Origin of the sequence: Paenibacillus glycanilyticus, assembly GCF_030161375.1 — a bacterium.
Classification (GTDB): Bacteria; Bacillota; Bacilli; order Paenibacillales; family Paenibacillaceae; genus Pristimantibacillus; species Pristimantibacillus glycanilyticus_B.
Map to the genome: position 1 here is coordinate 26,144 of NZ_BSSQ01000013.1, position 19,901 is coordinate 46,044.

Below are 19,901 nucleotides of genomic sequence, written 5' to 3' on the forward strand. Positions count from 1 at the left end.
GAACAACGCAAATAATCGCTGCATTCTGCGGCGATCATTTGCGTTGTTTGATCTTATGGCGAAACGTATATTATCTCTTAACAACGGGAACCCAAAACTCCCCGTAGAAAGTGCCGTCGCCGTTATCTTTGCGGTAAGTCGCATTGGGCCCGCCGATATAAGCATAATCCGTAACTTGGGACAGGACTTCGCCAAAAGCACGGTAAGTCAGCTGGTCAAACAAAGTTTCCTTGTCTCCATTGCCCGCGACTACGATATATTCGCTGTCGGGAAACTCAATGACGCGAGTCGCGTCAGTTATGGATTTACCGGCTTCCACCGCAAAGTAATTCCACGGTTTGCCTTGATACACCTCGTTAACGGACCATTCGCGATCGTTCTTAGCCGCGTCTTTGAGCTTGTTGAAACGCCCGTCAGCTTTCAGCTTGCCCCAGAATTCCGCTTTCTCTCTTTGCATCGCCGGCATGTCTTGAAAATTAGATTGAATGGAAAAACCATAAGCGGTCAATGTGAACGATTGTTTGTGTTCAAGCGTGTATTCTGCCATGGGAGAGCTCCTTTCTTACAGCGATTCGATTAGCCTTCGACTTTTTTAACGCGAAGCCACATTTCTCCGTAAAATTCACCGTTCTCATCCGCTTTGACGAAGGTGGAGTTGCCAGGACCAACATATTTGTATTCCGTGATTTCCGGCAGCATGCCGCCGAATACTTTACCCGTGATCTCATCAGCGAGGCTTTCTTTGTTAGCGCCCGTGCCGGGCACAACGAGGTAGTCGCCAGCCAGGAAATTAAGCACGACCGCGCCTTCCGCTTCGAATTCGCCCATTACGCCGAAACCGCGCCAAGCCTTGCCTTCGAACACGTAATTGATTTGATACTCTTGCCCGTCAGCAAGCGCGAGAAGCTCGGCAAGCTTGCCATTCTCAGTGATTTCCGCTTTTTTCGCTGCCGTTTTTGCCGCATTGCCCGCCCAGTCGTTGAAGTCTTCAAAGGTAACGCCAAATGCGGTCATTTTGTAATTTTCCGAGATGGTTGTGATCGAGTAGTTAGTCATATTGTTCTCTCCTTAGTGGGGATTATGTTTTACAAGATTGATTCTATTTGTCTAATGTATCAAAAAGTGATACTTTTTTTAGCCGCGTATTTGATACAATAACATCATGAAAAAAACAGAGCGAGTAAACCTGATTATGCGGTACATTAACAACCGCGCTTTTTTTACGATTGCCGAGATTCAGCGGGAGTTCAAAATTTCCCGCGCGACGGCCATTCGCGACATTAACGAAATTCAGTCGATGGGGTTTCCGCTTACGACCGAGCTGGGGCGCGGGGGCGGCTACCATGTCCTGCAAAATCATTATCTGCCATCCGCCCGCTTTACGCCAGACGAGCTGAAGGCGATTTTTATCAGCTTTATCGCTTCGAAAAATTCGCAGCTGCCTTATCTGCACAATCGTCGCTCCATCACGGAGAAGCTGATCGGCATCGCATCGCAAACCCAGCAAGACGAGCTGATCGAATTGAATCATATTTTGCTGTTTGAAAATACGAATCCCGCCAATCCTAACCTATTGGAGCTTGATGATGCGGCGCCAGCGGAGCTGAATCAGCTGATCTCGCTCGCCGTGCGGGACAAACATTTGCGCGTGACTTATGAACTCAGCGTAGGCTGGCCGCAACTATTGGACGTTTATTTGCTGCATATTTTTAACTCGAATGCTCAGTGGCTGGTAGAGGTTTATGACTTGGATACGGATGAGTTCCGCTATTTGCCTGTTGATCTGCTGCGGGATTCAGCGATCTCCGAGCAGGAAATGAAATGCTCCGAGCAAGAAATTCTAAGCAAAAAGCTGCTTCGCGCGCGTGAGGCTAATCTTGTTGTGAAGCTTGATGCGACCGGAATTCAACGCTTTAAGCGCATGCATCCGCCGGGAATCATCTTGTCCTTTACCGGGATGTTTCAATCAAGCGGGATCTTCCATGTTCAATTGGATGTGTCTGATGACGAGGCTCTGGCGTATTATGCGGATTGGCTATTGTATTTGGGGAAAGGAGTTCAGTATGAACGGATCCCCGATGAACTGCGCGGGGTGCTGGGGGAGCGTTTAGCCCAATTAAATTTTTCTTGAGTGAAATACATCGTGATTTCGGCAACCAAATCGTTGATTCTGACTAAATCCATTCGGGCAGCCCTTGCGTATAGTTAAGCTATCCCATAACAAAGGAGCTGCATAGGGAAGATGAATACGAGAGAAAGTAATGAAGCTCAGGTAGCTGACGCCAATCTGCAATTGGTTATAACGGACGAACAAGCCCAGTTTTTCCTCGATAACGGATATCTTGTCATTCGTAATGTAGTGAGAGGCGAAGAGCTGCGTTTACTGCAAGAGCAGACGCTTAAGATTGTCGAGAAGGGACTTGCAGGTCAAGAAGAGGATGAAGACTACTTATATAGGGTAAGAGCTAACGGAGACAAGGTTTATTGGCGGACGGAGTATATCATCGATAAAAGCGAGGCGGCCAAAGCGCTGCTGGGACATCCGTTTATTCTAAGTTCCGTCGAGAAGCTGCAAGGTCCTAATCTCATTCCGACTTGGGATTCGCTTGTAGTTAAGGCCCCGAATAACGCCGCTTCGGTGCCATGGCACCGGGATGCGGAAGTGCCGGAAGGCTGCCAGGACGCAAGGCCGATCTTTAACGTGGACTTTTATCTGGATGCTGCGGATGAGCAATCTTGCCTGTGGGTCATTCCGGGAAGCAATCATTGGAGCTCGTCCCAAGCTGCGGAGCGATGCGCCAGAGCGGGCTTTGACGTGAGCGATGCCGTTCCCGTGCCTATGGAAGCGGGAGACGTTATTTTACATAATATTATGCTGCTGCACGGTTCGCCCGAAGGCGAGGGGAATGATTTGCGCCGCACCGTATATTATGAATTCCGGCCTGGCGAGATTGAGCTGGAATTTGGCCCTCATACGCCAGAGTATTTCCCTTTGAAGCAACAGATCTTGCTTGATTGCATGAATCGCAGGAAGCAGTCCGGTTACGCAAACGAGGAGCGGGCTTTCGAATACCGGCCTACGGAAAGTTTTGCATTAACCAGCCATGCCGAGCCCGCATCCTATCGGATCAAGCACTCCTCTTATTGGCGAAGCTAATCCAGGCGGGATTTAAGAACGAATCAGATTAGCGCAAAATTGGCTTAAGCTTAGCCCGGTTTTCTTCTTAAACATACGGCCAAAGGTATGGACATCCGAATAACCAACGCGCTCGGCAATTTCGCTGACCGTCAGGTTCGTCTGGATCGCCAGCTCTTTGGCTTTATTTATGCGGACCCATGTCAAATACTGAATAGGCGACATTCCGACGTATTGCCGGAACAGGAACAGCAAATGGTTTTTGCTCCAGCCGCTTAGCTCTGCTAGTTCTCCAAGCTGTACCTCCCGGTGATAGTTGGTTTGCAGATGTTGGGTGAGAAGCATGAGCGGAGGCATTTTGGAAGCGTTGGTAGTGCTGTCTCCGGCTCTGCCCGTATGGGCGGCTTCGGACAAGATTCGGATCAGAAGGCTCTGGCAGCGCATTTGATGCGTAAGCCCTGGCTGTCTGTAATGCGCAACCAGTTCGGACAGCCAGCGATCAATAGGATGATCCGCGAAATTGCCGAGGTAATGTTCGCCTTCTTCGCATAGTTCATGAATTGGAAACGACGAATGGCCAAAGTGAAACACGATAGAGATGCAAACATAAGGCTCGGAAGGATGCGGCAGAATCGAGTGAAGTTCATTCGGCCGGTGGAAAATCAAATCTCCTCGTCTCGTCGTGTACGAATTGCCTTCAATCGGATAATCCGCAACGCCGTTAACGACATATTGAAGAACATATTGCTTCATCACTCGGTTATGAACAGCCCAATGATCAGGCGCCGAGAACATGTGGGCAAGCGTAATATACGGCGGTAAATAATAATCGGGTAAAATGCCAATTGTTTCGGTTGGACCAAGTCCGGAGAGCGTATAATGATCCATGGCGGGAACCGGCTCCTTTTGCTGGAATGGATTCATGCGCGATGAGGGAATTATAGCAAAGTTATTCACAAACTTATACACATATTAAGGATAAAATATACCGGACAGTTGTTCATTTTCGAAGTGTTATCCACTTGTCCACAGAAGTTGTTATCCACATAGAAGGGTTTCAAACCCGGCGGCAAAGATTCCCTTGACATCCACCGTGATGAGGGTAAACATTAGGGAGAAGAACAAAACTACGAACATAAGGTGGGAATGTAGAGTGACTCTTCGGATTGGGATTGCGGGAACAGGTTGGTTTGGACGAATGCACGCGGAGAAGCTTGCCGCGATGGAAGGCGTAAGCGTCAGTGCTTTTTGCGGGACAAGCCTTGATAAGGCAGAGACGGCGGCAAGACCTTATGGCGATGCGCGAGGTTACGATTCGATCGAAGCGATGCTGGAAGACCGGAAGCTGGATGCCGTCTATATTTGTACGCCGCCATTTGCGCATGGCGAGATTGAGCTGGCGCTTGTGGAGCGGGGAATTCCGTTTCTTGTTGAAAAGCCGATTGGCGTAGAGGAAGGGACACCGTCCCGGATTCGCCAGGCAATTGCCGATAAAGGACTTCTTACATCGGTTGGTTATCACTTCCGTTACATGGACAGCACAAGCCGCGCGAAAGAGCTGCTGTCGGGCCGCACGCCGCTAATGGCGCTTGGACAATGGATGGGTTCGATGCCGGGCGTGTACTGGTGGCGCAAGATGGAAACCTCCGGCGGGCAATTTGTGGAACAGACGACGCATATCGTCGATCTGATGCGTTATTTGCTTGGCGAAGTTAGCGAAGTGTACGCGGTGTATGGCAGCAGGCATATGGCTTCGGTGGAAGAAGGCGTTACGGTTCCGGATGTAGGTACGGTAACGATCAAGCTGGCAAGCGGTGCGGTTGCTACAATCAGCAATACTTGCGCAATTCCGGCAGGCGGCAACGCCGGCCTTCAGATCTATACCAATACGGGCGTATTGCAGGTTACCGGCGAATCCCTTGCGGATATTGAAGCCGATAAGAAGACCGAATACAAATCCTCTAACAATCCGTATGAGCGGGAGAATGAAGCCTTCCTTCATGCGGTTAGAACCGGCGACGGAAGCCGGATTTTATCTACATACGCAGACGCATGGGAGACGCATCGCGTTACCATGGCGGCGAATGAATCGGCGAGAACGGGGCTGCCGGTTAAGCTGAATTAACGAAGTTGAAGTTATATATGGCCAAAAAGGTACCTATCTAATGATTAAGGATAGGTACCTTTTTTATGGTTAAACGCCCGTTTTTACTAATCAAAGTATTTTGTTTTACAAAGTACCTTGACAGTCATAGTACTATGATTTATTATACAGTCATGGAGGTGATGACATGAGCGACAACAAGATCACATCCGACCTGCTAAGAGGCCATACGGATACGATGATTCTAAGGCTCTTGTCCGAAGCCGATCGTTACGGATACGAGATTGTGAAGCTGATTGCCGAACGTTCGGGCGGCGAATATGAACTGAAGGAAGCAACGATGTATTCCAGCTTCCGGAGGCTCGAAGCCGACGGTGACATCGAGTGGTATTGGGGCGATGAATCGCAGGGCGGACGCCGCAAATATTTTAGAATTACCCAGAAGGGCAAAGATTCATACGATCGCAACAAGAGCAACTGGGAGTACGCCAAACGCGTGTTAGAAAACTTATTATAAGGGAGAGATTCGAGATGACGAATTCGAAATTGACGAATTACCTGAACGGTGTATTTACGCCATACGACGGAGTGAAGAGCGTGTCCGAATTAAAGGCCGACCTGCATAGCGATTTGCAGGAGCGGTACCGGGAACTGAAAGAGGAAGGCATGGACGATGAAACCGCGTTTAAGCTGACGGTTGAGAGCATCGGCGATATTGAACAGACGATTCTCGAGGTTGCGAACCTCTCCCGCTCGCTGGAACGCCAAGTCGTCACGAACTTTAGCGCGAGCAACCTGGCAGACAGCGACTTTGCGGGCGTGAAGGCTCATAAAGGGCAGTTCAAAGGCAGCGCGCTTCACGGCTCCGACTTCTCCGGCGCGGATCTAACCGGCAGCTCGTTTAAGGGAAGCGATGTACGCCAAGCGAACTTCGATGGGGCGAATCTGACGGACTGCAACTTCTCTGCGCTTGACCTGACGAAAGCAAGCTTCGAGGGAGCCACCCTCGTAAGAACGAATTTTAGCAAGTCGGGGCTTGATGGCGTTGCGTTTACGGGCGTTAGAATGACGGACGTGGTGTTGTCGATGACCGATCTTCGAAAAGTGACATTCGATAATTGCCTATTCGACGGAGTGGACTTCAAATATTCCGATCTGAGCGGCCAAAGCTTCGAAGGCCAGACGTTTATCGGCGTTAAATTCGAGAAGTCGGCATTAACCGAAGTATCGTTCAAGGGCGCCACGCTGAAAAATGTCTCGTTCCAGCCCGGCTTTACGTTGACGAAGAAATACTATCGGATGATCAAGACCGTTAACTTTGACGGAGCAACGATGGATAAATTGACTTATGCGCATCTCAAAGGCATGGAAGCCAATCTATCGAACGTAACGGTCGTCTAAGCTCGCCGAACCAACTATTAAAGGAGGGAATTAACGATGCAAACCGTGCAAACCACAACCAAGTCCATTCAAGTGAAAGGTCTGCGGAAATCCTACAAGCAGCTTGAGGTGCTGAAGGGCGTAGATTTCGAAGTGGAAAAGGGGAGCATATTCGCTCTCCTCGGATCCAACGGAGCCGGGAAAACGACGGTCGTCAAAATTTTGACCACGTTGCTTGCACCGGACGGCGGCACCGCCGTTATTAACGGATTCGATGTTGCGGCCAAACCCGATCAGGTGCGGCAATCGATCAGCTTGACCGGACAGTTCGCCGCGGTGGATGAGATACTGACCGGTCGGGAGAATCTGGTCATGATCGCCAAGCTCAGATATTTGAAGAACCCTCGGCAAGTAGCGGAAGACCTGTTGCAGCGCTTTGGCTTAACGGATGCCGCGGACCGCAGAGTATCCACGTATTCCGGCGGGATGCGCCGCCGGCTGGATATCGCCCTCAGCGTTGTGGGCAAACCGCAAATCATCTTTCTGGATGAACCAACCACGGGACTTGATCCCGAGGCGCGAATTGAAGTTTGGAAAGTCGTGAAGGAACTTGCGGATAACGGAACGACCGTCCTTCTCACGACGCAATATTTGGAGGAAGCCGAGCAGCTTGCCGACCGGATTGCGATCTTGCATGAGGGCCGAATTATTGCAAACGGCACGTTACAGGAACTGAAGAAGAAGTTCCCGTCGAAGCAAGTTGAGTATGTAGAGAAACAACCAAGCTTAGAGGATATTTTCCTCGCGATTATCAACAAAAAGGAGGCTATATAAATGGAAACGGCAAACATTCAAAAAAGCCATTTCTTTGTGGACATCAGCGTCATGCTGGGACGCTCGATGCGACATATTTTCCGCAGCATGGACACGATCGTTACGGTTACCATAACGCCAATCGCGATGATGCTGCTGTTCGTGTATGTATTTGGCGGCGCCATTGAGACCGGGACCGATAACTATGTGAATTACTTGCTGCCCGGCATACTCCTTATGGCGATCGCCAGCGGCATAGCCTATACGGCATTCCGGTTGTTCAATGATAAACAAAAGGGGATATTCGAACGGTTCCATACGATGCCCATTTCCCGCTCCGCTTTGCTATGGGGGCATGTGCTCACCTCGCTCGTATCCAACGCCTTATCCTTACTCGTTATCCTCATCGTAGCGCTCATCATGGGCTTCCGATCTTCCGCAGGAGTATTGCCATGGCTCGCCGTAGCCGGGATTCTCGCTTTGTTCACGCTCGCTTTAACCTGGGTCGCAGCTATAGCCGGACTAACCGCCAAAACCGTCGATGGCGCTAGCGCCTTCTCCTACCCGCTAATCTTCCTTCCATTCATCAGCTCGGCATTTGTTCCCACCAACTCCATGCCAACGGCCGTTCGCGTCTTTGCCGAAAACCAACCCGTCACCTCCATTGTAGAATCCATCCGTGCTTTGTTGTCAGGCCAGCCTGTCGGAAATGATATTTGGGTTGCGCTAGCATGGTGCGTCGGCATTACGATCGTAGCTTATTTCTTCGCGATGAAGGCGCATAGAAAGCAAGGTTAATCAAACAATTGCCGCCGCGAGGCGGCTTTCTGTTTACTAGGAAACAGGCTCTTTATCGTTGACAATCTTGCTGGTAAGCTAGTAACTAGCATTTGTTGAGAGAAAGGAGCTGAACCGCTTATGAAAGGACTCGCCATATTGCTAGGTTATACGCTATTAGGCAATGTGCTGCACACCTTGCTGTCCGTGCCGGTCTCGGGAAACGTCATCGGGATGGTGCTGCTTGTGATCAGCTTGTTTGCCGGATGGGTGAAGCTCAGCTGGGTAGAAGAGACGGCGCAATTTTTTCTGAAACACATGATGATCTTCTTTGCGCCCGTTATTGTCGGAACGATGATGTTCTTTGGCGTGATTGGGGAGCAGTGGATAGTTATCGCGGTTGCGCTTTCGGTCAGCACGCTGGTCGTCCTGCTCGTCACCGCGGGCGTTACGGCATGGCAGACGGGAAGGGCAAAGGAACATACCTATGAATGATGCCTGGTTTGAACAGCCGCTATTTGGACTTACGATCACCGTATTATTTTATATGGGCGCTCAATTGCTAAACAGCCGTTACAGATGGATAAATCCTTTGTTCATCACATCCGGGGGAATTATCTTGTTTCTGCTTGTTTGCGATATTCCTTACGAGTCCTACCGTGCGGGAGGGGATATCATTACCTTTTTCCTCGGTCCCGCGACGGTTGCTCTAGCGGTTCCCTTTTACAAAAACTTTCAAAAGTTAAAAGACCAGCTGGCGCCTATCGTGCTAGGAGTTAGCGTTGGACTAGTCTGCGGTCTACTGGCTGTATGGGGAATCATTAGCCTCCTTCATGGCTCCAAACAAATCATGCTCACGATGCTGCCCAAATCGGTCACAACGCCAATCGCGATCGAAGTTGCCGATTTGTTAGGCGGAACACCGGAGTTAGCCGGCGTATTTGCCGTATTGACCGGGCTTCTGGGCAGTATGATAGGTCCCACTCTGCTAAAACTATTTAAGTTTCGCAGCGATCTCCCGATTGGAGCGGCGATGGGAACGGCCTCGCATGGCATTGGCACCGCGCGCATTATGCGAGATTCCGAGATTCAAGGCGGGATTAGCGCGTTTGCGATGGGGTTGTCCAGCATATTGACCCCGCTTTTTTGCATACCGTTAATTTGGTGGTTATAAGGAAGAAGAGAGACGCAAGCAAAGCCCCGACCGCGGCAGGTCGGGGCTTTGCGCATAACGAGCGGATAATTCTGCAAGTTACATTTTGATCGCGCCGCTAGATATGCCTTCCACAAAATTGCGCATCAGCAACGAAAACAGGATCAGGAGCGGAATGGAAGCGATAATATACGCGGCCATCATGCCGCCGTAATCGCTTAGCCCATGGTTGCTGGCGGAAGCTTCAAAGGAGACAAGGGCGATTGTCAGTGTCTGATGAACCTGGTCGAGCAGCAAGGACGGCAGCAAATAATCGTTCCATAAGCCGTTCACGTTCATGATGCCAACCGTCGTGCAGATCGGAATGGACAGCGGAAGCACGAGTCTTAAGAAAATAATCCGGTTGCCCGCGCCGTCTATACGCGCCGATTCGAACAATTCGGTGGACAGTTGCTCGAAGAACGTCTTGAGCACGAACACGGTGAACGCTTGGCCTCCTGCGATGTAAGGCAGAATGAGCGCCCAATAGCTGTTGGATAGACCAAGCTTCTTGATTTGCAGGTAGAGCGGAATAAGCGTCAGGAAGCCCGGAATCAGCAACAAGCTGAAGACGAGCAGGAACAGGATATTTCGGAACGGGAACTTCAGCTTGGCGAAGGCATACGCGCTCATCGCCGAGAACATCAGAATGAGCACTACGCTCACGACGACGATAATGACGGTGTTCAAGATCGACTGATCGATCTTGTTCCAAGCCGTCCCGTAATTGCTCCACTCAAAATGCAACGGCACGTTGATGGTGCTGGCCGCGAAATCGATCGGCGTTTTGACCGAGTTCTCCAGAATGAAATAAATCGGAAGCAAGGTGATTACGATGAAAAGGATAAGGATCGCTTGTCCTAGGGACGGCATGCGTAACAGTCTCATATGGGCACCCTCCTTTGGCTCTTAAATATCCGATTTGACAAGCCGCATGTTCAGAATCGTAAACGCCAGAATGACGATAAACATGATGAGCGCGATGGACATGCCGTAGCCGAACTCGCCGTTGACGGTCGACACATTGTACATGTGAAGAATTGGCACGTAGGTGGAGTAACCCGGGCCGCCGTTTGTCATGACGAGCGGCGGGATAATGTTCTGCAGGCTTCCGACCAGCGTCAGAATAATAATCAGCCTGAATTGCGGCAGCGACAGCGGAATGTCGAGGAGGAATACGCGCTTCCACCCCGTGGCGCCGTCCAGCTTAGCTGCTTCGATCACTTCCTTGGAAATGTTCTGCAGGCCCGAATAGAAGATAAGCAGGTTGAAGGCGCTAATCCACGGAAAACCCATGAAGATGATGGAATAGAGCGCGATGTTGGGATCGCCCAGCCAGAGATGGGTCCAGGATTTCAGGCCAACCAGCTCGAGCAGCTGGTTAATGGCGCCGTCGCCCTGGTACAGGAAACGCCAGAGCAGAATCGTGACGATACCGGGAATGACGATCGGAATTACAAACATCGTGCGGTATAGGTACTGCTTCCGGGCGCTTCGCACGTGAAAGATCAATTCGGACACGACAAAAGGAGGGATGACCGCCAGCAAGATCGAGAATGCCACCCAGATGAGCGCATGAACGGTCGATTGGCCAAGCACTTCATCGGAGAACAGGCGGGTGAAATTATCGAAGCCAATGAAGCGGGGCGCATTAAAGCCGTCCCAATCCGTAAACGCGCCGCTCAAGGCTTGGTAGACCGGATAGTACATGAACCAGATCAGAAATACGAAGGTTGGCAGAATGAAGGCATATCCTGTAAGGGCTGTCTTCGTGTTCGCTTTCCATTTCATTCGGGTGGCCGTCCTTTCCTGTGAAAATAAGAAATAGGGAGCCGCCTGCGGCCAGTTCCCTATTTCCGAAGCTGCTTAATATTGGCTTAGATCGGTGTCGTTCTTCGTCTTGTATTCCTTCACTGCGGCATCAAGCGCCTTCTGCACGGCGGTAGTCGCTTTCTCGAGGCTGGTATTGCCGCTTAGGTACAAGCCAAACGTGCGTTGCAGATCCTTGCCCAAGTTAGGCGAGGAGTTGCCGACCATAATGGCTTTTAGTTCCTTCGTGGATTGGCTGGCAAGGTCTTTCATGCTGTCGTTTGGCTTTGTATCCGGCCAGTGAGGGACAAACGTGCCGTTCTCGTTAACCACCTGCTCGACGTGCTGAGCGGTACCCAGGTATTGCAGCCAGTCGATAACGGCCTCTTTCTTCCCGGCTTCTTTCATGCTCTTGTCGGCTTCTTTGGTCGCGACGGCGAATTGGAATGCCGCGTTTGGTCCGCCAACGGCGCCGGAAGCATCAACACCCGTCGTCATCGGCGTATCGGCTGCGGACAATGTTGGGAAGTTGAAGGAGCCGAGCTCGAACTTAATGCCGGCATCCTTGGCATTGTTCGGCAGCCAGCTGCCGTCATAGAAGATCGCCGTTTTGCCCGCTAAGAAGTCGTTCCGCGCGTTGCCGCCCACAACGCCCGGATCGCCGGTCAAATAATCAGGCTTCCAATTGTCGGTTAATTGTTTGAATATAGGCCACCAGCCCATGAAACGCGGGTCTTTCGTGTCCAGCATGCCTTTGGAAATGGCAACGACTTCATCCAAGCTCGAGATGCCAGGCGCTTTGTCGAATTGAGAAATCGTATCGAAGTCTTTGGAGTAGAAGTCCGTCAGGAAGTGGCGCTGGAACCAGCCGAAGTCTGGCGCTTGCGACATGGCGACGATGCCGGCCGCTTGCAGCTTCTTGCACGCGTCGATCAGCTCGGCCCATGTCTTCGGAGCTTCCGCAATGCCGGCTTGCTGGAACAGCTCTTTGTTATAGAAGAAGGCAGTCGCTACGTAGTCTCCGTTAATGTTGTAATGCTTCCCGTCCGGAGAAGCCGTCTCGCTTACGACTGTCGTATTCATCGCTTCCTGCCAAGTAGCTTTGTCCGCGATATAAGGGTTTGGTTTATTGAAATACTCCGTCAAATCCTCGGCGATTCCTTTCGGCAGCGTGCCGTTCAGGTCCATCCATTGCGCCCAGAAGACGTCGAACAATTCGCCAGCGGCGGCTTTGACGCGCACCGTTTGGGTGTAATCCTTGAATTCTTCGTCGACGAAATTAATTTTAATGCCCGGGTGGAGTTTCTCGTATTCATCGGCGATCGTGCGAAGCTGATGCTGATCGGACTTGATACCGGTAATATTTTTGGCATTTGGCGTATAAGCCTGGGCGTACATGTTGATGGTGCCCGTCCAAGCTTTCGTACTGGTTGATTCCGTGCCATTCGTCGATGTGTTGTCAGTCTTGCCGCCGTTTCCTGCGGCACCGCTGTTTTCGTTGGAGTTGCTGTTGCCGCAGCCCGTGGCTGCAATTGTAAAGGCAACTAGCAGAATGGGTAGCATTTTCGATTTAAACTTCATCTGGTTCATTCGAATAATCCCCCTTATTGATGATTGCAAAGCTTGGCTATTGCTTAGTTCTAATCTTAGATGCTATGAAAGCGATGTCATAGAGGGGAGACTTTACATGGAGGCGCTATTTTTTTACCTGCTATAGAAGCATTAGTAGAATCGTTTCTTATACTCGGACGGGGTGCTTCCGGTCAATTCCTTGAATACGCGGCAAAAGTATTTAACGTCAGCGTACCCGATCAGCGTACTGATTTCCTGCAGGCTGTATGATCCCCGTTGGAGCAGTTCCTTGGCTTTCTCGATCCGGCAATCCTTGAGATAGTCGACGAAATTGCGACCGGTCGCGTATTTGAACCAGCGGCTGAAATAGCTGGCGTTCATGCCCATATGATCGGCTGCTGCTTGCAGGCTCACCCCATCCGCCAAATAGTCGCGCACGTATTGCTTGGCTTTCTCGGCCGATTTCAAATCCACCAGGCTGCGCTCCTTGAGAATGGACTGGCAGAGCTGATGGATGATAGCCTTGAGCTTGCTCATTAGGGATTCGCGCGTAGCCGTGTCTTCCAGTTCGGACAGCCAGATCGACAGCGGCTTGCCGCTTGTTTCATTGACGTCGAGGTCCATCTGCTTCATCTGTACCGCGAGCCGCAGCATGTAGTGGACGATAAAGCGCTTTAGTTGCGCCGGGGCAATCGGCTCCGAGAACACGATGCGGCCAAGCATGGCATAAGCGGCGTCTTCATTGCCTTGCAACAGCTGCTCTATTGACGCTTCCATCTGCTCCAGCATCCTTAGCGGCAGCTGCTTGTCCGCCTCCAGCTTATCCGGCGAGAGCAACTGATCGCTTCCGTATACGAAACGGTAGGAAACCGCAAGCGACGCTTCCTGATAGGCGCGTGGCGAATCGGCGATAGGGCGGATGCTGCTCATGCCGACCGATACGGTCCGCTTGAAGGACTCGGCGATGTCCGCCCGAAGCAGTTCCGCAAGCTCGGCGGTCCGCCGGTCGGCAAGCTCCTTCTCATGCGCGGAGTAGCTATGAATGACGATAATCTGCCCGGCATGATCCTGAAGTACATAGCTGCGCGGTTTGTTGGCGAACCATTCCTGCACGAATTTGGTCAGCGCATACAGAAACAGCTCGACGTCGAAAGGGGAGAAGGAGCCCTTCTCGATCCAATCCGGGCTCACCGCCAGCACGACGACGTGATCGCTGCCCGTGGCGAACGGCAAGCCGTAGCCCGACTCCACAATGAACTGCTCCAGCTCGTAAATGTCATGTCCCGTCAGATAATGCTGGACATAGAGCTGCTGCGCAAGCGGAGCCGCTTTGCGAACCGTATGCTGAAGCAGGCTCAGCTGTTGTTGCTCCTCGCGCTCGCGATCGATGACCGCGCTTGTTGCGGCAAGCGTATCGAGAAGCTCAGCCCGATCGAGCGGTTTGGTAATGAAGCCGCTGACCCCGTGACGGATCGCTTCCTTGGCGATCCGGAAATCCTGGTAGGCCGTGAGGATGATCCGATGAACGCGGACAGACTCGGCGGCGATTCGTTCGCAGCACTCCAGACCGTTTAAGCCAGGCATGCGGAAGTCGAGGATAACAAGATCCGGTTGCAATCTTACAACTTGCTGAAGACCGGAGACGCCGTCCTCCGCCTCCCCGACAACTTCCCAATCGGGAGCGAAACGTTGAATAATTTTCTTGATTCCTTGCCGGATAATGGCTTCATCATCCACGAGAATGACGCGATACATAGACATGAACCTCGCTTTCGCTGCGAATTAAGGGAAGGATTAGCCGGATTTCCGTTCCGGTGCCCGGCTCGCTGCCAATCGTCATTGCGGAACTGTCGCCGAAATACAGCCGCATGCGGGCATGTACGTTGGCCAGACCAACGCTGCCGCTTGATCTCGTTATGCCCGCCAAGCTGCTATCGAGCTGCTCGCGCAGCTGCTGCAGGCGTTCGGCCGATATGCCTAGGCCGTCATCGGCAACCGTTATGAGGACGGATTCGGATGTTTCCCGGATGGCGACAGCCAGCGTGCCTTTGCCTTGCTTCAGCTCTAGCCCGTGATAGAAGGCGTTCTCGATGAGCGGCTGAATCATAAGCCTCGGCAGGTAACAGTCCAGTATGGATTCGTCGACAGCAATGGACATGCCAAAGCGCGTATCGAAACGGCCTTCTTGAATGCGAAGATAACTCGTTAGGTATTCCCGTTCCTCCCGGAACGTCGTGAAATCATTGCCCCGGTAGATAGACGCCTTCACCAGCTTGCCGAGCGAAGTAAGCATCTCGACCGTGGAATCGGCTTCGTCGATCTCGGCTTTCATCTTGATCGTCTCAAGCGTGTTGAACAAGAAATGCGGATTGATCTGCGACTTGAGCGCTTGCAGCTCGCTTTCCTTGCGGACAATCTCCGCTTGGTACAGATTGCGGATCGTTTCGTCGAGCCTCTTGCTCATGCGGATAATGCTGCGGATCAAATGGCCGATCTCGTTGCGCGGAGGGTTCGCGTATGAAATTTGAAAATCCTCGTTCTCCACCCGTTTAATGAGCGCAATCAGGATGTAGATCGGCTTCGTGATCTGAATCGAGCTCCAGGTGGATAACAGAATGGCGATGACGATGCAGGAGAGGACCAGCAGAATGATAGAGTTGCGGATACCGCTGCTGCCGGAAGCAAGCTGCACGACGGGGACGTCGCCAACGACGGTCCAGCCGTACGACCCGACCTTGCTGTGCACGACGATGTTCTTCTTGCTGCCGATGTTCACGTGCTGCTTGCCTTGCGAGTCTTTCGACAAGCTCGGCAGATTGGCGAGGAGTTCGTCGTCGATTACATCGTTGGCGTACACAACATCCCCGTTGCCATCCACGATAAAGAAGGAACCGCTTTCACCCAAATGGACAAGATCCATAATTTTCTTAATGCCATCCAGTTTGAAATCAACCTCGAGATAACCGGCGTATTCCAGCATCGTCGTAGATTTATAAATTTTGCGTACCAGCGAGTAAACGGGAGATTGGTTCTGGATGCTTGCCTCTTGCGCATCCGCGAAATACGGCTTATGAAGGCTGAGGAACAACAGGTTGTCGTCCGAGGTATCAAAGTCTTTATACCACGGCATCGAGGCTAGCGTGAGGCCCGTAATCGGATTGCCTGTACTGTAGATTTGAGGACTTAATTTCGTGCCCGGCAAGTCGAAATAATAGATACCCGCGACGTTGTCGCGCTGCGACTGCCATAAGCTGAAATTTTTCTCGATCGTCTCGCGCTTCTCCAGCTCCTCGAGAGGGTCCAGCGGCTTCCGGAGCGTGAGCAAATCCTGAAAGTCGCGGTTGTAATAGGGTTGCAGCGTAAACTTCTCGAGCTCCTGAAAATAATTGTTGATGTTGGAAGACGTACTGACGGCGACTTGCTGGGCGAAATCGCTAAGCTTGTTCTCCATCGCTTGGCGGTAAAGGTTGTAGGCGCCAAAGCCAACAACGGACAAGGGAAGCACGATAAACACGATGTAGGTAATGATTAACTTTTGCTTGAAGCTAATAAACCTCCGCAATAACTCCCACCTGCCTGTCTGATAGGTATCTTAGAAAAAAGGGTATCAAAAGAACCCAGTGATTAATAGCTGGAATTATTTGTTTAAAATCTATTAAGTCGGTGTACCTAAGACTTTGGAGATAAAATCCAATAAAAGTGGAATTTCTCCCAATAATGGTATCCTTACGCCTTCCAATTAATGGTCCTATAATTATGAATGCGGTTACAAAAATAACGAGGATTAGTAAAGGGGAGGCAAAGTATGAAACGTTTCAAACGCGCTTTTACGGGAATCTCTGCACTGCTGGTGGTCACAACGGCTCTTACCGCATGTGGAAACTCCAACTCGAATGCCAATTCAAACGCAAACGCAAGCCAAAGCCCAGATTCAACCTCATCAACTAACGCAACGGAAGCACCTAAGACGAGCGGAGAAAAAGTCACGATCAATCTTTGGAGCTTCACGGACGAAATTCCGAACATGACGAAAAAGTACATGGAAACGCATCCGGACGCAAATGTAGAGTTCAAAACAACCGTAATCGCAACAACAGACGGTGCTTATCAGCCGGCGCTTGACCAAGCTTTGGCTGGAGGCGGCAAAGACGCTCCGGACATTTACGCAGCTGAAGCGGCGTTTGTGCTTAAGTATACGCAAGGCGACGCATCCGACTATGCGGCTAATTATGGGGACCTTGGCCTCAGCGATCAAATGGTGACGGATGCGGGCATCGCGCAATATTCCGTTGACATCGGCAGCAAGGACGGTCAATTGAAAGCGCTTGGTTACCAGGCAACAGGCGGCGGCTTCATCTATCGCCGTTCGATCGCGAAGGATGTATTCGGAACGGATGACCCGGCTGCAATCAAAAACGAAGTTGGCCCGGGCTGGGATAAATATTTCGCGGCAGCGGATAAGCTGAAGGCCAAAGGTTATGCCATTGTATCCGGCGACGGCGACATCTGGCATCCAATCGAGAATAGCTCCGATCAAGGCTGGGTTGTGGACGGCAAGCTGCACATTGATCCGAAGCGCGAGCAATTCCTCGATTTCTCCAAGAAGCTGACAGACAATGGCTACAGCAACGGAACGCAAGACTGGACGGAAGCATGGTACGCGGATATGTCCGGCACAGGCGCTAAGCCGGTATTTGGCTTCTTTGGCCCGGCATGGCTGATTAACTACGTAATGAACGGTCAAGTTAAAGATACAAACGGCGACTGGGCGGTAACCGAGCCAACAACCGGCTTCTTCTGGGGCGGCACTTGGCTCCTCGCGAACAAAGACGTAACGAAAGACGACGCGAAAAAACAAGCGGTAGCGGACTTCGTCAAATGGGTGACGCTTGACACTTCCGATACTGGCCTGCAAAACTACTGGGCTAACGGCACGATGAAGGAAGGCGAGCAAGGCACGAAAGATAGCGTTGCTTCCTCTGTGGTCATGTCGAAATCCAACGGCGAAGTTGCGCTCCTCGGCGGACAAAACATGTTCGAGGCTTTTGTACCGGCTAACGCTAACGCAACGGGCAAAAACCTGACGCAATACGACGAGTCGATCAACCTGATCTGGCGTGACCAAGTACGCGCTTATGCTTCCGGCAGCAAGAGCCGCGAGGATGCGCTGAAGGACTTCAAACAAACGGTTAAAGACCAGCTTGGCATCGAAAGCGAATAAGTAGGCGCCGAAGGGGCGGGAGGATGATCCCGCCCCTTTATATCAATCGATGGGGTGAGAGCATGCGCCGCAAGGGAGTCAATTACTCGAAATACGGCTATATTTTCAGTATTCCTTTTATAATAGCGTTTCTTATTTTCTCTTTGTATCCTACGTTGTACACGGCTTTTATCGGCTTCACGGACATGAAAGGGGTTATCCCGAAGCCGGTTCATATTATGGATAATCCGTTTCAGAACTTTAGAGATCTCATTGTCGACAACGTATCGTTCAGGAAATCGCTCTCCAATACCTTTGTTCTCTGGATTGCCAACTTTATTCCTCAGATCGGGCTAGCGCTTCTGCTTACCGCCTGGTTCACCAACAAACGCCTCAATATTAAGGGGCAAGGCGCGTTTAAGGTATTACTCTACATGCCGAATATTATCACGGCGAGTACGATCGCCGTGCTTTTCAGTTCGTTGTTCGCTTATCCGATGGGCCCGGTGAACAGTTTGTTCCATGCCTTGGGATGGTCCGACGCGCCTATTCAATTCCTGCAGGACAAAAACACGGCACGCGGCATTGTGTCGTTCATTCAGTTCTGGATGTGGTACGGCAATACGATGATTATTCTGATTGCGGGCGTGATGGGGATTAACCCGGCGCTATTCGAGGCAGCAGCCATTGACGGCGCAAGCGGGGCCCAGACCTTCTTCCGGGTGACGCTACCGAGTCTTCGGACGATTCTGCTCTACTCGCTTGTAACATCAATGCTTGGCGGCCTTCAAATGTTCGACATTCCGCAGCTGTTTATTGCTCCGGCAGGCGGTCCGGACAACGCCACGCTAACAACGTCGGTGTTCATCTACGGGCAAGCGTTCAAGGGAGCATATATGTACAACAAAGCTGCTGCAGCCAGCATGATCATGTTCGTGATCGCGGCTGTTCTGTCGGCACTGCTGTTCTATCTCATGCGCGACCGCGATGAAGCGAAGCTCAGAAAGCAGCTAAAGCTGCAAAAGAAAGCTGCAAAAGCAGCGGCGAAAGGGGTGTAAGGGATGGCTAGAATAGAGAGAACGGCAACGGTCTCCCGAGGCATCAATAAGACCGTCATTTACATCGTCTGTATCGGCCTTGCGCTGCTCAGCATCCTTCCGTTCTGGATTATGTTCGTGAATGCCACGCGTTCTACGGCCGAGATCCAGAGCGGGCTGTCGCTCATTCCGTCGACGCATCTCAAGACCAACTGGGACGTGCTGACGAGCAAAAGCTTTGATCCGCTCAAAGGGTTCCTGAACTCCTTCATCATCTCGGCCACATCGACGGTTTGCGCGGTTTATTTCTCGTCATTAACCGCCTACGGGCTTGTCGTGTACAACTGGAAATGGCGCCAGACCTTCTTCACGTTTATCCTGTGCGTCATGATGATTCCGGCGCAGGCAAGCGCCATTGGCTTCTATCAGTTCATGTATCAGCTGCACTGGACGAACAGCTTCCTGCCGCTGATCCTGCCGGCTATAGCAGCGCCGGCCATCGTGTTTTTCATGCGGCAGTATCTGCTCGCAACGCTGTCGCTCGAGATCGTAGAAGCGGCTCGGATCGACGGCTCGGGCGAGTTCGCTACCTTCAACCGAATCATAATGCCGATTATGATGCCGGCGGTTGCGACGCAGGCGATCTTTGCTTTTGTCGCAAGCTGGAACAACCTGTTTATGCCGCTCATCCTGCTCACCGACAAATCGAAGTATACGCTGCCGGTCATGGTCAGCTTGCTGCGGGGCGATATCTACAAGACGGAATTCGGCTCGATCTACATGGGGCTTGCGTTAACCGCATTGCCGCTGTTCGTGATCTACTTCCTGTTATCCCGTTACATTATCGCGGGCGTAGCGCTTGGCGGCGTGAAAGAGTAAAT

At 51.4% G+C, this 19,901-nt stretch carries 20 protein-coding genes; 12 read left to right on the top strand and 8 right to left on the bottom strand.

The features are described from left to right. Positions 1 to 70 precede the first annotated feature (70 nt). Positions 71 to 547: a GyrI-like domain-containing protein gene (locus QQK89_RS14755; RefSeq protein WP_284239331.1), complete on the bottom strand. Its 477-nt coding sequence runs from the start codon at positions 545 to 547 to the stop codon at positions 71 to 73. 29 nt (positions 548 to 576) lie between these two features. After that, positions 577 to 1,056: a hypothetical protein gene (locus QQK89_RS14760; protein WP_284239332.1), complete on the bottom strand. Its 480-nt coding sequence runs from the start codon at positions 1,054 to 1,056 to the stop codon at positions 577 to 579. Positions 1,057 to 1,162: 106 nt separating this feature from the next. Between QQK89_RS14760 and QQK89_RS14765 the strand changes: the two genes are divergently transcribed. Next, a complete protein-coding gene (locus tag QQK89_RS14765; protein ID WP_284239333.1) occupies positions 1,163 to 2,131 on the top strand; it encodes a helix-turn-helix transcriptional regulator in 969 nt (322 codons plus the stop codon). Positions 2,132 to 2,242: 111 nt separating this feature from the next. After that, positions 2,243 to 3,157 (top strand): phytanoyl-CoA dioxygenase family protein, encoded by a 915-nt coding sequence (locus QQK89_RS14770; protein ID WP_284239334.1) that lies wholly within the window; start codon positions 2,243 to 2,245, stop codon positions 3,155 to 3,157. Between the two features lie 12 nt (positions 3,158 to 3,169). Here the strand turns inward: QQK89_RS14770 and QQK89_RS14775 are convergent, their stop codons facing one another. Continuing rightward, on the bottom strand, positions 3,170 to 4,024 hold the full coding sequence (locus tag QQK89_RS14775) for a helix-turn-helix domain-containing protein (RefSeq protein ID WP_284239335.1): 855 nt from the start codon (positions 4,022 to 4,024) through the stop codon (positions 3,170 to 3,172). A gap of 265 nt (positions 4,025 to 4,289) precedes the next feature. Between QQK89_RS14775 and QQK89_RS14780 the strand changes: the two genes are divergently transcribed. The 7 genes from QQK89_RS14780 to QQK89_RS14810 all read left to right on the top strand — a co-directional run bounded on the left by QQK89_RS14780 (position 4,290) and on the right by QQK89_RS14810 (position 9,384). Then, positions 4,290 to 5,261 carry a Gfo/Idh/MocA family protein gene (locus QQK89_RS14780; protein ID WP_284239336.1) on the top strand — a complete coding sequence of 324 codons (972 nt, stop codon included), beginning with the start codon at positions 4,290 to 4,292 and terminating at the stop codon, positions 5,259 to 5,261. A 166-nt stretch (positions 5,262 to 5,427) separates the two neighbouring features. Continuing rightward, positions 5,428 to 5,757 (top strand): PadR family transcriptional regulator, encoded by a 330-nt coding sequence (locus tag QQK89_RS14785; RefSeq protein WP_284239337.1) that lies wholly within the window; start codon positions 5,428 to 5,430, stop codon positions 5,755 to 5,757. A 14-nt stretch (positions 5,758 to 5,771) separates the two neighbouring features. Beyond that, positions 5,772 to 6,641: a pentapeptide repeat-containing protein gene (locus QQK89_RS14790; RefSeq protein WP_284239338.1), complete on the top strand. Its 870-nt coding sequence runs from the start codon at positions 5,772 to 5,774 to the stop codon at positions 6,639 to 6,641. A 36-nt stretch (positions 6,642 to 6,677) separates the two neighbouring features. Then, complete coding sequence (locus QQK89_RS14795) at positions 6,678 to 7,454, top strand: ABC transporter ATP-binding protein (protein ID WP_284239339.1); 777 nt, start codon at positions 6,678 to 6,680, stop codon at positions 7,452 to 7,454. Then, positions 7,455 to 8,231, top strand: coding sequence for an ABC transporter permease (locus QQK89_RS14800; RefSeq protein ID WP_284239340.1), 777 nt, complete (start codon positions 7,455 to 7,457; stop codon positions 8,229 to 8,231). It begins immediately after the preceding gene. Between the two features lie 120 nt (positions 8,232 to 8,351). Further along, complete coding sequence (locus tag QQK89_RS14805; RefSeq protein ID WP_284239341.1) at positions 8,352 to 8,705, top strand: CidA/LrgA family protein; 354 nt, start codon at positions 8,352 to 8,354, stop codon at positions 8,703 to 8,705. Next, the gene (locus QQK89_RS14810) at positions 8,698 to 9,384 is read left to right on the top strand and encodes an LrgB family protein (RefSeq protein ID WP_284239342.1); all 687 of its coding nucleotides are present in this window, start codon (positions 8,698 to 8,700) and stop codon (positions 9,382 to 9,384) included. The genes QQK89_RS14805 and QQK89_RS14810 overlap by 8 nt, the downstream gene beginning before the upstream one ends. Positions 9,385 to 9,462: 78 nt before the next feature. Here QQK89_RS14810 and QQK89_RS14815 read toward each other — a convergent pair whose 3' ends face one another. The 5 genes from QQK89_RS14815 to QQK89_RS14835 all read right to left on the bottom strand — a co-directional run bounded on the left by QQK89_RS14815 (position 9,463) and on the right by QQK89_RS14835 (position 16,345). Continuing rightward, positions 9,463 to 10,290, bottom strand: a complete 828-nt coding sequence (locus QQK89_RS14815) for a carbohydrate ABC transporter permease (protein WP_284239343.1) — start codon at positions 10,288 to 10,290, stop codon at positions 9,463 to 9,465. 21 nt (positions 10,291 to 10,311) lie between these two features. Next, positions 10,312 to 11,193 carry a carbohydrate ABC transporter permease gene (locus QQK89_RS14820; RefSeq protein WP_284239344.1) on the bottom strand — a complete coding sequence of 294 codons (882 nt, stop codon included), beginning with the start codon at positions 11,191 to 11,193 and terminating at the stop codon, positions 10,312 to 10,314. A 75-nt stretch (positions 11,194 to 11,268) separates the two neighbouring features. Then, entirely contained in the window at positions 11,269 to 12,801 is a 1,533-nt protein-coding gene (locus QQK89_RS14825; protein WP_284239345.1) for an ABC transporter substrate-binding protein, read from the bottom strand. 132 nt (positions 12,802 to 12,933) lie between these two features. Beyond that, on the bottom strand, positions 12,934 to 14,538 hold the full coding sequence (locus QQK89_RS14830; RefSeq protein WP_284239346.1) for a response regulator: 1,605 nt from the start codon (positions 14,536 to 14,538) through the stop codon (positions 12,934 to 12,936). Beyond that, entirely contained in the window at positions 14,513 to 16,345 is a 1,833-nt protein-coding gene (locus QQK89_RS14835) for a cache domain-containing sensor histidine kinase (protein WP_284239347.1), read from the bottom strand. The genes QQK89_RS14830 and QQK89_RS14835 overlap by 26 nt, the downstream gene beginning before the upstream one ends. A 243-nt stretch (positions 16,346 to 16,588) precedes the next feature. Here QQK89_RS14835 and QQK89_RS14840 point away from each other — a divergent pair, with 243 nt between their 5' ends. The 3 genes from QQK89_RS14840 (at position 16,589) to QQK89_RS14850 (ending at position 19,899) form a co-directional block, all read left to right on the top strand. Further along, positions 16,589 to 18,004 carry an ABC transporter substrate-binding protein gene (locus tag QQK89_RS14840; protein ID WP_284239348.1) on the top strand — a complete coding sequence of 472 codons (1,416 nt, stop codon included), beginning with the start codon at positions 16,589 to 16,591 and terminating at the stop codon, positions 18,002 to 18,004. A 62-nt stretch (positions 18,005 to 18,066) separates the two neighbouring features. Beyond that, positions 18,067 to 19,041 (top strand): carbohydrate ABC transporter permease, encoded by a 975-nt coding sequence (locus QQK89_RS14845; RefSeq protein ID WP_284239349.1) that lies wholly within the window; start codon positions 18,067 to 18,069, stop codon positions 19,039 to 19,041. A 3-nt stretch (positions 19,042 to 19,044) separates the two neighbouring features. Beyond that, the gene (locus QQK89_RS14850; RefSeq protein ID WP_284239350.1) at positions 19,045 to 19,899 is read left to right on the top strand and encodes a carbohydrate ABC transporter permease; all 855 of its coding nucleotides are present in this window, start codon (positions 19,045 to 19,047) and stop codon (positions 19,897 to 19,899) included. Positions 19,900 to 19,901 lie beyond the last annotated feature (2 nt).